Source organism: Phaeobacter sp. B1627 (assembly GCF_006265095.1).
Classification (GTDB): domain Bacteria; phylum Pseudomonadota; class Alphaproteobacteria; order Rhodobacterales; family Rhodobacteraceae; genus Epibacterium.
In genome coordinates this window covers 17,693-30,316 of sequence record NZ_VCNK01000001.1, presented here as the reverse complement: position 1 = coordinate 30,316, position 12,624 = coordinate 17,693, and the positions used below count along the sequence as shown (strand labels likewise).

The window sequence follows — 12,624 nt, the reverse complement described above, 5'->3', positions numbered from 1 at the left end:
CGCTGCCCGCCGCTGCGAACACACAGATGATCTGGACAGATTTACAAACCGCGCTCGGGCGTCAGGGCTATGTTGCTTCGGACGACCTTGCCGTTGCGCTTCACCTTGCCTTGGCGCTTGGCCGCCCCCTGCTGCTTGAAGGGGCCGCTGGCGTGGGGAAAACCGAAGTCGCCCGCACCCTTGCGGCCGCCCGTGACACGCGCCTGATCCGGTTGCAATGCTACGAAGGGCTGGACGCCGCGCAGGCGATCTACGAATGGAACTACCAACGCCAGCTGTTGACCATCCGGGCCGCGGCGGAGGACGGCGAAACCGGCAAGGCGGTCGAGGCGCGGATCTTCTCGCGGGATTTCCTGCTGGAACGGCCGCTTCTGGCCGCCATCACGCAGGACACAGCCCCTGTTCTGCTCATTGACGAGATCGACCGGGCCGATGAGGAATTCGAGGCCTACCTGCTGGAAATCCTGTCGGACTATCAGGTCTCGATCCCCGAACTGGGGACGATCACCGCGACGACCCGTCCGGTGGTCATTCTCACCTCGAACGGCACCCGCGACCTGTCCGATGCGCTGCGTCGGCGGTGTCTTTATACCTTCGTGGACTATCCTGACCGCGAGACCGAATTGGCGATCCTCAAGGCGCGCTGCCCCGGGATCGAGGCGCGGCTTGGCGCGCAGATCATCGGATTTGTACAAAAACTGCGCGAAGAAGATCTGGAGAAGGTGCCGGGCATTGCCGAAACACTCGACTTCGCCGCCGCCCTGATGGGGCTCGGGATTGCGGATCTGACAGCGGATCCGGCGATGTTGCAGTCGGCGCTGACAACCCTGCTGAAGACCCAGACCGATCAGGCCCGGATCACACCGGAAGTGGCCGCCCGGATCGCGGGGCGCGCGGCATGAGCCGGGTCTCGCGCTTTGCCGGGCGCGACCCCGGCCCCACCGCGCGGATCGCCGGCTTTATCGCGCATCTGCGCGAAAACGGCCTGCGTTTGGGGGTTGGCGAAGCGGAACTCTGCCTTGCGGCCTTGTGCGAAGTGAACCCGGTCCGGCCATCGCAGGCCCGCCGCGCCCTCCGGGCCGTCTGTACCGGCTGCAAGGAGGACGCAGAGCGTTTCGACACCCTGTTCGACAGCTATTGGATGGACGCCGGGCGGGTGAAACAGAAGGTCATCAAAAGCCCCTCCTCCTCCGCCATGACCGACGATCTCCGTTCGTCGCGCGATGCATCGGGTCAGGACGCCCGTTCCACCGGCGCCGCCACCGCGCCCGATGCCGGTCAGGAGGAAGCCGAAAGCGACGGCACGGGCAAGCTGATCGCGACCGAGGTCCGTAACCTGTCCCGCAAAGATCTGCGCGAAATCATACGTCCCGAGGAGATCGCCGAGGCCGAAGCCGTTGCGCGTCGCCTCGGGGCAGCCCTGCGGGACCGGCGTTCCCGGCGCCGGATTGCCGCGCGCAAAGGCGACCGGCTGCATTTCCGCAAAACCATTCGCCATAGTCTTGCGACCGGCGGTGAGCCTGTTCGTATGCTGCGCAAACGTCGGCCGGACCGCAGCCGCAAGATTGTCGCCCTGTGCGATGTATCCGGATCGATGACGGTCTATTCACAGGTCTATCTCGCCTTTTTGGCAGGCCTGATGCGGGCTGATACCTCGGCCGATGCCTATCTCTTTCACACCCGGCTCCTGCGGATCACAGAGGCCCTGCGCGACAAGGACGCAATGCGCGGGATCGGGCGGATGTCGCTGATGGCGGACGGGTTCGGGGGCGGCTCCAAGATCGGGCCCTCGCTTGGATTATTTGCCGAAACCTATGCCCGGCGCTTTGTCGACGGGCGCAGCGTCGTCCTGATCCTGTCGGACGGCTATGACACCTCGCCACCGGAGTTGATCGATAAAGCCTTGGCTCGACTGAAGAAACGAGGCTGCAAGATCATCTGGCTCAACCCTCTCAAGGGCTGGCGCGATTACGCTCCGGTGGCCGAGGGCATGGCGGCCGCGCTGCCGCATCTGGACCTGTTTGCCTCGGCAAATACGCTTGCCGACCTTGCCAATCTGGAGCAGGAGCTGTCTTCCCTATGACCCCGGCAGAGCTACAGTCCAGCGATCTTGCACAAGCCGCACAGGAACTGCGGGCAAAGGCCGAACCCTTTGCATTCGCAACGATCGTGCGCACAGCCGGACCCACAGCAGCGAAACCCGGCAGCAAAGCACTGCTGAGCGCGGATGGTACCATTCTTCATGGCTGGCTCGGCGGCGGCTGCACGCGCGGCGCCGTAAAACGCGCGGCCCTTGAGGCCCTGAAATCCGGCACGCCGCAGCTGGTATCCGTTGCGCCAGAGGATTTGCTGGCGGAAAAAGGTGTCGCGCCAGGCGAGGAAATCGACGGCACACGCTTTGCCCGCAATGGCTGCCCGTCGCGCGGTACGGTGGACATATTTATCGAACCCTGCATCCCGGCGCCGCAACTTGTCGTGCTTGGCGCCTCGCCGGTGGCCGAAGCCCTCAGCCGTCTCGCACCCCAGTTTCATTGGTCCACCGGCTCGGTTCTGGCCTCCCCCCCCGATGCGGCTGCGCCCCGACAACAGGTCATCGTGATCGCGACACAGGGCCAGGGCGACCTGGATGCCCTGACCCAGGCCCTGGCGTCACAGGCGGTCCATATCGCCTTTGTCGGCAGCCGTCGCAAATTCGCCGTTCTCGCCGAAAAACTGGCGTCCAAGGGCCTGCCAGAAGATGCAATCGACGCGGTCAAAGCGCCGGCGGGGCTGGATATCGGCGCGGTCACACCCGAAGAAATCGCGCTCTCCATCCTGGCAGAGCTGGTCTGCGTGCGCCGTGGCAAGGGGAAGCAACATGAGGGGGGCTAGTGTCGCCACGATCCTTCTGGCGGCGGGGCAATCGCTGCGCATGGGGGCGCGGAACAAGCTGCTGTTGCCCATCTCGGGCATCCCTATGATCCGGCATATGGTCCTGTGCTACCGCGCCGCATCCGATGGCGAGGTGCTTGTCGTGACAGGTCACGAGGCCGGTGCCATCGAAGAGGCGATTGCCGGCACCCATGCCAGACCCCTGTTCAACCCGGACTATGCGCAGGGACAACAGAGTTCTGTCATATGTGGTTTGACCAATGCCGCAGAGGCGGAAGCGATATTGATTGGCCTCGGGGATCAACCCTTGCTGACGCCCACAGACCTGCGCGATCTGATCTCGGCGCATCGCGCGGCAGGAGGTGACAAGATTTCGATCCCGATGAAGGAGGACCAGCGCGGCAATCCCATCGTCGTGCCCGCCACGCTTCGCGCCCGTCTTTTGGCGGACCCGAAGGGGCCTGGCTGCAAACGGTTCACCCGCACACAGGCGGAGCACGTGCAGCCCCTGCAAATGACGGCCCCCGGCTTTTTCGCCGATGTCGATACGCCAGCGGCCTACGCGGCACTAACGGCCCCCGGGCACGGGGGGGCGCCGTGACCCGGCTGTGGAGAGCCCTCGCGAGGTTGCGCCGGAAAATGGCCCTCACTCCGGCGCAGGCTGATCAGCTTTCCCGTATAAAATTTCCATGTTGCTAACAGAGGACGCCCAATGGAACTCGCTGACGAAATCATCATCAATGCGCCAAAGGACCGCGTGTATGCGGCGCTGAACGACCCTGATGTCCTGCAAAAATGCATTCCCGGCTGTGAAGAGCTGGTGCAGCATTCCGAAACCGAATTGGAGGCGAAGGTCGTATTGAAGGTCGGCCCGGTGAAAGCCCGCTTCAGCGGTGACGTGCAACTGGACAAAAGCGGCGCACCGGATGCGTTTTCCCTGACCGGTCAGGGCAACGGAGGAACCGCAGGCAACGCCAAAGGCGGCGCCGATGTCACCCTCACAGCGGCGGGCGACACCACGATACTGCGGTACGAGGCAAAGGCCGCAATCAGCGGCAAACTGGCGCAGCTCGGCAGCCGCCTGATCCAGAGCACAGCCAAGAAGCTGGCCGCCAAGTTCTTCAAATCCTTTCAGGACATCATGGAAGAGGATGCGGTTTCCTGAGCATCGAACCGGCCGCACACCGACATCGACCTGATCACGGATGCGGCCCTGCCGACTTGGCAGGGCCGACAGCAGCGGCCGACATCCCGATCAGTCCGTTGCCCGCGACTTCGTTGATTGGCCAAAGAGCGCGAGCAACCCATCCGCATAGGCTCCGCGCCAGACAAAGCCATCGTGACCCGCGCTGTATTCCCGCCAGTGGCTCTCTTCTCCCAGAGCGCGGAGAATACCGTGGACCTGCCGCGACGTTTCGCGGATTTCATATTGGCCATCGGGACTGGTCTCGAAGTGCCCGGCGGCAATAAAGCTCCGCAAGCCCGCCGCTTGTCCCACCGTCTGTTCCGCCATCTGTCCTGGCGTCTGCCCCGCAGTATTTTCTACCGCAGTTTCTGTCGCATTTCCCCGTGAGATCAGGCGATTGGCGACATAGGACAGACCATTGTCCGCGACCTCCTGCCCCTCTGGCGACCACCAGTAGGACCCTGACAGGGAGATCACGGCTCCAAAGCTCTCTGGCCGATCGAGCGCTGCATTGGTTGACCCGATACCACCATAGCTTGCGCCGGCGAGCACGGTGCGCTCCCGTTGATGCGCCGCGCCCAGTTTCCCGAGGACATACGGCAGGAGTTCATCGGCGAGGAAGGCGCTGAATTTCGGGTTTCCCGGCAGCTCCGCGCCGCGATGCGTCCCGTCAATGGGGTCAATGAAAACGGCCGCCACCGATGGCAGCTTGCCGGACACGGTCAGCGTATCGAGCATCCCCGGGATCTGCAGCTCCGAGATCGCGCGTGGGCCGTCGAACATGAAAAGCAGGATCGCATCTTCATCGGCAGGATCATACCCCGGCGAACGATAGAGGCTCACCGCCCGCCTGTTGCCAAGGATGTCCGAGGTGAAATCTTCTGTTCTGAGGTTGGATACCACGCCCCGGCCCACAGGGAACCCGGGCTGATCCGGCGCGTCCCGCAGGCTCACGGTTGACCATTGATGCCAGCGATCCGGCGCCGCCGGCGGCCAGGGGCTGCGATTGGCGGGATCCGCGGCTGCGGTTGCAAGAATCGCGATCCGCTTCTGGCGCCAATTGGCGTCGAATTGCGGTACGTCAGGGGCAAGACGATAGGACAGCCGCGTGTCCCAGGGGACGTGGTAGCTCTTGAACCAGATGTCGGAGGTCCCGAGGCGGCTCAGCCAGTCATGATCCGATGACGGTCCCCCCAAAAGACGCACGTTGTGCTGCGCGCCGCGGTAGAGAAAGGTGAGTATCGCCTTGTCCCCTTCCCCCTCGACCAGCGGTGTGCCGGTGGCCGCGAGTTGGGACCAGATGTCATCCTCGCTTTTCCCGGCTGCCAGCTGCGTTGACGCCGCGCGCAGGGCCGGGCTCTCGGGAGCAGAGGTCGGCGCGCTTTGATCCGCGCTCAATGGCCGTCGCATCAATCGAAGATCAAAGGCCGCACCGTCCGGCCCGACGAGCTCCAGCCTGCTTTCCTCGGTCTGGGCGATGAAATGAACCCGTTCAGCCCCGCCGCTTCCCTGCGCCAGCAACCGCATGCGGGGCTGCTCCGGCTCATTTTGATACAGGTGCAGATCCTGCCCGGTCAGGGTGCCGCTGAAATAATCCCCGGCGTGGGCCTTCAGATCAATGAGGATGCTGTCGGCCGAAATCGTTCCACTGATCGACACATCCTGTCCAAAGGCCTGAAGCGGCAGGATCATGGATCCCACCGCCGCAGCCAGTGCCAACTGTCTCACCCGAGGCATCAGAAGGCAAAGTCCAGAGATGCCGTGACCGTGCGCCCGGTGCCTACGAAACAGGCGTAGACAGACGCGCAGGAGGCCGCATAGTACTCATCCGTCAGGTTGCGGATATTGACTTGCGCCTTCATGCCTTCCAGCGACGGATTGCGCGCGCCGAAATCATAGCTGAGCGCCAGGTCAAACAAGGTGACGTCCGGGACGGTAAAGCTGTTCGCGCCATCGCCCTGGCTTTCGCCGATATAGCGCAGGCCCGCGCCGAGACCGATGCCATTTTCCATACGATAGTTCGCCCAGATGGACGCCTGATGTCCCGGAAGCCGCGAGGGTGTCTTGCCAACCTCATCCGAACGGATCGACTCGGCCACGGTGGCATCCAGATAGGAATAGGATGCGATCACATCGAGACCCTGCGCAAGCTCCATCCGGCCTTCGAACTCGAAGCCCTGGCTGTCGATCTGACCGGTCTGCTCATATCCGCCAAGGGTCGAATTGTAGTTCAGCACGCCCGTCTGGGTGATGTCAAAGATGGCAGCCTGAGCGAAGAAACGTCCGTCCTGCGACAGCCACTTCACACCGGCCTCGATCTGTTCGCCTTCGGTCGGGTCAAAGGCGGGGTTGCCCGCCAAGGGCGATTCTGTCACCGGCTCGAAGCTGGTGGCGTAGCTGATATAGGGCGCGACGCCATTGTCAAAAGTATAGAGCGCCCCGATATGGCCGGTCAGCGCGGTGTCGTCAAAGCTCGACACGCTGTTGCCGATGTTGCCGATGTTGTCGGTGATCTCGGTGTCAAACTTGTCCAGACGCAGACCGGCAGAGAGCTGCAGCGCCCCCATTTCAATGCGGTCCGAAACATAGATGCCGGACTGGCGCGCAACGGTGTCTGTATCGCTCTGGCGGTCGCTCAGCGGATAGTCTGCCGGGTTGAGGCCGTAGGCCGGATCACGCCAGTTGAGCGAGGGTACAGAGAAGTTGAACCCCCAATTGTAGTCGCGCTTGTGCTGTTGCAGGTCCAGCCCGACCAGCAATGTGTGATCCGCTGCCCCTGTGGTGAATGTCGTCTCCACGCCGACATCCAGCGCCAGCTGGAACAGATCATCGGTGCCGCCCGAGGCAGTCCGGGAGATGGTCTCCTCATCCGCCGCCAGGGATCCCCAGGTCAGGGTGCGGTAGTCGGTGGTGATGTCGGTGGCCCGGAAATTCGCTCGCAGGCTGCTGTTGGCGCCGATATCCTGTCGATACTGAACCGACAGTGCATTGGTGTAGCGTTCAGATTTCTGGAAACTTGGGTCCGAAATCAGGAAGTCTCTGGGGATATAGCCGAAAGCGGTCGGATCGACCGTGCCGAGTTTCTCGCGGAAGTTGCGGAACCCTGCGTCAGGGTCGCTCTGGCTCAGCACGGAAACGGTCAGACTGCGACTGTCATCCGGTGCCCAGGTCAACGACGGCATGAAGGCATACCGGCGCTGTTTCAGCCCGTCTTCCGGGGTATCCGCCTGCCATGCGGTCCCGGCAATACGCCAGCTCAACGCATCATTGTCGGCAAATGTGCCCCCCATATCAAAGGACATTTCAGCGCGGGCATCCGATCCCACGGCAACCCGGCCCCGGCGGAAGGACTCTCCGGTCGGACGCTTGGTCGCAAGATTGACGATCCCGCCCGGATTGGCCTGCCCATAAAGCACGGAGGCCGGGCCCTTCAGCACTTCGACCCGCTCCAGCAGCCAGGGATCAATCTGACCAAAGGAATTGGTGCCGAACGCCAGCCCATCAACAAAACGGGGCACATAGCCGAAACCGCGCACATACATCTCGTCATGCAGGTTGGAGGTGCCGCGATATTCGGTGACAACACCGGGCGTAAAGCGCAGAGCCTCGGCAACTGTCTCAGCACCCTGGGCTGCAATCTGATCCGCCGGAACGACGTTCACCATCTGGTCGATCTTTGTCAGCGGCACGCCGGTCTTGGTGCCACTGGTGCTCGTCGTGGCAATAATCCCTTCGACAGGACCTTCCGGATCCTCGCCTGCGACATTGATCGGCTGAAGTTCAATTACGTCCTGCCCATAGGCGGTCAGCGGCAGCGCAACCGTCATCATCAGCGCAGCAAAAGCCGCGCGGCTCCCAAGTCTGGTCATTGATGTCCCCTTCTGTCCTGAAATCCGGCTGGAAATGTCGAAAATTTCCGCCGTGGCTCAATCGTTGAATACTTGAGCCATTTAGGCAGGTATTATAGGGTATCACCTAGCTCGTCGATAATCAGAGCATTTGCCCGATGGACAAATACCTTTGATTTCGCGCCACCCCTTAACTTGACAACCAAATTGGATTGGCGACATGGCAATCGACCGGTTTCCCGGAAATCTGCGCGTCGGAGTGCTGAACAAGAGAGTGGACGGCGTCCTCGGGAATGATCCGCGCAAGGCGGAGCCCAAGGTCTCGCTCCTGTGTCTTCTCTCGGGATTTCAGCAATTTCGTCTTGGCGACCACAAATTCGAACTGGATGCGCGCCAACAGCCTCATGCGATGCTGTTTCACAGCAAGGTGGCGTTGACTGTCTTCTACGAGGTCAACCTTGGCCATCCGCTGATCAAGACAGTTGTGTCCCTGTCACCGGAATGGATCGACATGCTGGACGGCGGGCAATTGCCGGACATGGTTTCTGCGGATGCGGATCTGGACTATCGGCTTTGGCATCCGGCGCCGGGGATGACCGCCCTTGTCTCCGATCTGGTCGAGAGCACCTCGCGCATGTGCCGGATGACGATGGGGCTCGACCTGCTGAACCACGCGGTGGAGGATCTGCGGGCACTGTCCCAGAACGACACCGCCCGCATACAAAGGGCCCGCAGCTTCATCAATCAGAACCTGCACCGCAGTATTTCCTCGCAGGATGTGGCCCAGGCCTGCGGGATCGGTCTCAGAACCCTGCAACGGTTGTTTGCCGATCACGAAGGTACCAGTCTTGGGGCCTATCTGCGCCTGCGCCGGGTCGAAGCCGGACGCGAGGCCATCGTGAGGCTGGGCCTCAGCGTGGCCGAGGCGGCCTATCGCGCCGGCTATTCAACGCCCGAGAATTTCGCCACAGCGATCAAGAAAGCCTACGGCGTGGCACCGTCACAGCTGCGCCCGCAGCAAGAAACCTCGGCCTAGCATCCCTGTGCCCTCGGCCTAGCACCCCTGTGCCTCAGACCATAACGACCGGGCGACCGTCCACGATCCGCAGCGGGGCATCCGTCTCAAACACGCCATTTATCAGCTCCGGCGTCACCACGTCCCGGGGCGGCCCATCCGCACAAAGGCGTCCATTCTTCATCACCAGCACCCGATCCGCATAGGCGGTCGCAAAATTGATGTCATGCAGAACGATGATGATCGTTCGCCCCTTTTCATCGGCGAGCTCTCGGAGCCGGACCATCAGCGCGCGAGACGCGGCCAAGTCCAGATTGTTCAGAGGCTCATCCAACAGCAGGTAATCCGTGTCCTGGACATATGTCATGGCCACAAAGGCGCGCTGCCGTTGTCCGCCCGACAGCGTATCAAGGGACCGGTCCGCCATGCCCGACAGATCAAAGAGGCGCAGCCCGTCTTCGACGCGGTCACGATCCTCTGCGGTGGGATGGCCCCGGTGATAGGGGTAGCGGCCAAAGCTCACCAGATCCCGCACCGACAGGCGGCTGGTTGCCTGCATCGTCTGCGGCAGGATCGCCAGACGACGCGCCAGCTCCCTGTCATCGCTCTGCCCCACGACCAGCTCGTCCACCGTGATGCGCCCCTGTTGCAGCGGCAAGAGCCGCGCCATCAGCGACAATAGCGTGGATTTGCCTGCCCCGTTGGGACCGATCAGCGCGACAATGCCACCGAGGGGCACACGCATCGAAATATCGGTCAGGATCGCGGCGCCCGCGATGCGATACGTCAGATTGTGAACTTCGATCAACGCTTCAGTCCTTTCAGCAACAACAGCAGGAACACCAGGCCGCCCAGGAACTCCACCACCACGCTCAACGGGGTCGAGAAGGCAAAGACACGTTCCAGGGCCCATTGCCCCCCCACGAGGATCACCCCGGCGATCAGGGCACTGCCGGGCAGCAAGACGGCGTGCCTGTAGGTCGGCAGCACCAGATATGTCAGGGCAGACACCAGCAGCCCAAAGAAGGCAACCGGCCCGACCAGTGCCGTCGACACGGAAACCAGCACCGAAATCAACAACAGCGCCCATCTTTGCCCCTTGAGTGGTGGCTCGCCAAGCGAGGTCGAAACCACCGGTCCCAACGCCAGCACATCGAGCCGGTGCCGCATCCGCCAGGCAAGCGCCAGCGCAGCCAGACACAGCGCCGCAGAGACCCCCAGAAGGTCCGTCTCTGCCCGCGCAAAACGGGCGTAGGACGCAGCCTGTACAACCGCATATTCACTCGGATCGATGACCCGTTGCAGCAGACCGGTGATCGAGCGCAGCATCACGGCGAGCACCACCCCCGTCAGCAGCATCCGCATCAGGTCATCCCGCCCCTTGCGCAGGAGCAGCCCGAACAGCAGGATCGCCGCCGCGCACATCAAGCTGGCATTGGCCAGCATCAACAGACCGGCATCCAGACGCAGGTAGGTCGGCGCGCCCAAAAAGACGACGGCAGCGGTCAGGATCAAGACGTAGAGCGCATCAAAGCCCATGATCGATGGCGTCAGGATGCGATTGCCGGAAATGGTCTGAAACATCACCGCCGCCACCGCCTGAGCGGCGCTGATCAAAAGCAAGGCGGCCAGCTTCTTGCCCCGAAACATTACCGCGAACTCGAGGCTGCCCTTCACGTCGGTGAACAGATAGCCCAGCGCGCAAGCGAGCAGCAGCAAAGCCAGAAGGCCCAGTCGTTTATGATACATGCGGCCCCCTGCCATAGAGCATCCAGAGGAACACCGCCGCTCCGACAATCCCGATCACCGTCGCAACCGGCACTTCGAACGGATGCACAACAAGCCGGGCAAAGATATCCGACGCCAGCACCAGCCCCGCTCCGGCCATCGCCGTCAGCGGCAGGCTGCGCCGCAGGTTGTCGCCGGCGATCCGGCTGATCAGGTTTGGAACCACCAGCCCCACGAAGGGGATCGCGCCAACCGTCACCACGGTCAGACCGGTCACAACCGAAATCACCACCAGGCCGCTCAGCACCACCTGGCGATAGTTGAGGCCGAGATTGAGGCTCACCGTTTCGCCAAGACCCAGAATGGAGAACTGATCCGCCACGATATAGCTCAGCCCCGCAACGCCCCCGGCGATCCACAACAGCTCATACCGGCCCCGCATGGTGCCCGAGAACTCCCCCGTGAGCCAGATGCTGATATATTGCAGCATGTCCAGTTGAAAACCGAAATACACGGCCGCGGAGCCAATCACGCCGCCGTAGACGATGCCGACCAAAGGCACCAGCAGCGTCTCTTCGGGTGGCAGGCGGCGAATGATCATGAAAAAGCCAATGCTGCCAAGCAGCGCAGCCAGGGCCGCCAGGGCCATTTTTATTCCAATGACAGCCGAGGGCAGAAAAACCGAAACCAAGAGCAGCCCCAGCATCGCGCTCTGGCCTGTGCCTGCGGTCATGGGTTCCACGAAGCGGTTGCGCGCGATCAGCTGCATGATTTGACCGGCTATTGCCAGCGAGGCGCCCGTCAAGACCACCGCGAATGCGCGCGGCAAGCGGCTGTCGCGGATCAGCTCCCAGGCCTCTTGCGTCAACAGATCCGCCGGAACGAGCGGGGTCGCTCCGACAAAGAGCGACCCCAGAAACAAAAAACCGAGGGCAATCAGCCCCGAAACCGCACGCGCCATGGCCAGTCAGTGCCCCTTGAACCCGGCCTCGATGTCAGACAGCGTGCGCATCATGGACTGGATACCGCCGCCGGAAATGTAGATATCCGAGGCATTGAGATAGATGATCCGGTCGTTTTTCCAGGCGCGGGTTTCATGCACCAGCGTATTGTCCAGCGTGGTCCTGGCGTCCTCGCCCGGCTGGCCCACGGCCGCAAGACGATCCACCACAATCAGCCAATCCGGGTCCACCGTCTGGATGAATTCAAACGAGATGCTTTCACCATGCGTGGAATCACTGATCTTCAGCGCCGCCTCCGGCAGATCCAGAGCGCTGTGCACCCAGCCGAAACGGCCCGCCTTGCCGTAGGCCGAAATTTTCGGACCATTGGTCAATACGATCAAAGCTGTGCCTTTCTCGGCGACGGCCTCCCGCGTATTTGCCAGCTGGGTATCAAATGACGCGCGCAGCTCGGCCGCTTTGTCTTCGCGCGCAAAGATCTTGCCATAGGCCTCCAGACGCTGCAGCCCTTGTCCAACCACATCTTCCCAGATCGTCATGTCGATTGTCGGCGCAAGATCCGCCATCGGGTCCAGCTGATTGGCGCTGCGGCCTCCGACGATGATCAGATCCGGCTGCAGGGCATGAACGGCCTCGAAATCGGGTTCAAACAAGGTCCCGAGATCTTCGGCCTTGTCGGCCACATCCGCCAGGTAGTCCACATAGAGGTTTCCCGGCGCGCCGGTGACCTCAACACCCAGTGCGGAAATCGTATCCACCGCCGCAATATCGAAAACGGCAATTCTCTCGGGATCTGCGGAGACGTCCGCAGCTCCGCGATAGGTCTCAACAGAGAGGGTCTCGGCGGCAAAAGCCGGCAGGGCAACAAGCAGCGCAGCGCCGCACGCAAGCGATCGAAACATCGGAAAGGACTCCAGGTCATTTCAAAGTGAGGATAAGATCAGTCTTGCTGGCTGGTGCGAGTGCAGACGCTGGCGGTGGGACCCTGCCACAGGCCTCGCAAAATGGCCATGG

12 protein-coding genes are annotated in these 12,624 nt (G+C 62.3%); 6 read left to right on the top strand and 6 right to left on the bottom strand.

Annotation, left to right across the window (positions count from 1 at the left end):
* Positions 1-26: 26 nt before the first annotated feature.
* The 5 genes from FGE21_RS00110 (at position 27) to FGE21_RS00090 (ending at position 4,036) form a co-directional block, all read left to right on the top strand.
* Positions 27-902: a MoxR family ATPase gene (locus FGE21_RS00110; RefSeq protein ID WP_139660624.1), complete on the top strand. Its 876-nt coding sequence runs from the start codon at positions 27-29 to the stop codon at positions 900-902.
* The gene (locus FGE21_RS00105) at positions 899-2,083 is read left to right on the top strand and encodes a VWA domain-containing protein (protein ID WP_139660622.1); all 1,185 of its coding nucleotides are present in this window, start codon (positions 899-901) and stop codon (positions 2,081-2,083) included. Before FGE21_RS00110 ends, FGE21_RS00105 begins: the two co-directional genes overlap by 4 nt.
* Entirely contained in the window at positions 2,080-2,871 is a 792-nt protein-coding gene (locus FGE21_RS00100; protein ID WP_139660620.1) for an XdhC family protein, read from the top strand. Before FGE21_RS00105 ends, FGE21_RS00100 begins: the two co-directional genes overlap by 4 nt.
* Complete coding sequence (locus FGE21_RS00095) at positions 2,858-3,472, top strand: NTP transferase domain-containing protein (RefSeq protein WP_139660618.1); 615 nt, start codon at positions 2,858-2,860, stop codon at positions 3,470-3,472. Before FGE21_RS00100 ends, FGE21_RS00095 begins: the two co-directional genes overlap by 14 nt.
* A 111-nt stretch (positions 3,473-3,583) precedes the next feature.
* Positions 3,584-4,036, top strand: a complete 453-nt coding sequence (locus FGE21_RS00090) for a CoxG family protein (protein WP_139660617.1) — start codon at positions 3,584-3,586, stop codon at positions 4,034-4,036.
* Positions 4,037-4,126: 90 nt separating this feature from the next.
* On the opposite strand, the gene FGE21_RS00085 is transcribed toward FGE21_RS00090, so the two are convergent.
* Positions 4,127-5,749: an alpha/beta hydrolase-fold protein gene (locus FGE21_RS00085; RefSeq protein WP_176695332.1), complete on the bottom strand. Its 1,623-nt coding sequence runs from the start codon at positions 5,747-5,749 to the stop codon at positions 4,127-4,129.
* A gap of 44 nt (positions 5,750-5,793) precedes the next feature.
* The gene (locus FGE21_RS00080; protein WP_139660614.1) at positions 5,794-7,926 is read right to left on the bottom strand and encodes a TonB-dependent siderophore receptor; all 2,133 of its coding nucleotides are present in this window, start codon (positions 7,924-7,926) and stop codon (positions 5,794-5,796) included.
* Between the two features lie 199 nt (positions 7,927-8,125).
* On the opposite strand from FGE21_RS00080, the gene FGE21_RS00075 reads away from it, so the two are divergent.
* Positions 8,126-8,941 (top strand): AraC family transcriptional regulator, encoded by an 816-nt coding sequence (locus FGE21_RS00075; protein ID WP_139660612.1) that lies wholly within the window; start codon positions 8,126-8,128, stop codon positions 8,939-8,941.
* Between the two features lie 34 nt (positions 8,942-8,975).
* Here the strand turns inward: FGE21_RS00075 and FGE21_RS00070 are convergent, their stop codons facing one another.
* From FGE21_RS00070 to FGE21_RS00055, 4 genes are read right to left on the bottom strand one after another with little or no spacing between them, the layout of a single operon-like run.
* Positions 8,976-9,728 carry an ABC transporter ATP-binding protein gene (locus FGE21_RS00070; RefSeq protein ID WP_139660610.1) on the bottom strand — a complete coding sequence of 251 codons (753 nt, stop codon included), beginning with the start codon at positions 9,726-9,728 and terminating at the stop codon, positions 8,976-8,978.
* Positions 9,725-10,669 (bottom strand): iron chelate uptake ABC transporter family permease subunit, encoded by a 945-nt coding sequence (locus FGE21_RS00065; protein WP_139660609.1) that lies wholly within the window; start codon positions 10,667-10,669, stop codon positions 9,725-9,727. Before FGE21_RS00065 ends, FGE21_RS00070 begins: the two co-directional genes overlap by 4 nt.
* A complete protein-coding gene (locus tag FGE21_RS00060) occupies positions 10,659-11,609 on the bottom strand; it encodes an ABC transporter permease (RefSeq protein WP_139660607.1) in 951 nt (316 codons plus the stop codon). The genes FGE21_RS00065 and FGE21_RS00060 overlap by 11 nt, the downstream gene beginning before the upstream one ends.
* A gap of 6 nt (positions 11,610-11,615) precedes the next feature.
* Positions 11,616-12,512 carry a siderophore ABC transporter substrate-binding protein gene (locus tag FGE21_RS00055; protein ID WP_139660605.1) on the bottom strand — a complete coding sequence of 299 codons (897 nt, stop codon included), beginning with the start codon at positions 12,510-12,512 and terminating at the stop codon, positions 11,616-11,618.
* Between the last annotated feature and the right edge of the window lie 112 nt (positions 12,513-12,624).

Coding starts and splice junctions, on each gene's coding strand:
- FGE21_RS00110 (WP_139660624.1), top strand. CDS start 27: ATGATCTGGACAGATTTACAAACCGCGCTCGGGCGTCAGGGCTATGTT.
- FGE21_RS00105 (WP_139660622.1), top strand. CDS start 899: ATGAGCCGGGTCTCGCGCTTTGCCGGGCGCGACCCCGGCCCCACCGCG.
- FGE21_RS00100 (WP_139660620.1), top strand. CDS start 2,080: ATGACCCCGGCAGAGCTACAGTCCAGCGATCTTGCACAAGCCGCACAG.
- FGE21_RS00095 (WP_139660618.1), top strand. CDS start 2,858: ATGAGGGGGGCTAGTGTCGCCACGATCCTTCTGGCGGCGGGGCAATCG.
- FGE21_RS00090 (WP_139660617.1), top strand. CDS start 3,584: ATGGAACTCGCTGACGAAATCATCATCAATGCGCCAAAGGACCGCGTG.
- FGE21_RS00085 (WP_176695332.1), bottom strand. CDS start 5,749: ATGATCCTGCCGCTTCAGGCCTTTGGACAGGATGTGTCGATCAGTGGA.
- FGE21_RS00080 (WP_139660614.1), bottom strand. CDS start 7,926: ATGACCAGACTTGGGAGCCGCGCGGCTTTTGCTGCGCTGATGATGACG.
- FGE21_RS00075 (WP_139660612.1), top strand. CDS start 8,126: ATGGCAATCGACCGGTTTCCCGGAAATCTGCGCGTCGGAGTGCTGAAC.
- FGE21_RS00065 (WP_139660609.1), bottom strand. CDS start 10,669: ATGTATCATAAACGACTGGGCCTTCTGGCTTTGCTGCTGCTCGCTTGC.
- FGE21_RS00060 (WP_139660607.1), bottom strand. CDS start 11,609: ATGGCGCGTGCGGTTTCGGGGCTGATTGCCCTCGGTTTTTTGTTTCTG.
- FGE21_RS00055 (WP_139660605.1), bottom strand. CDS start 12,512: ATGTTTCGATCGCTTGCGTGCGGCGCTGCGCTGCTTGTTGCCCTGCCG.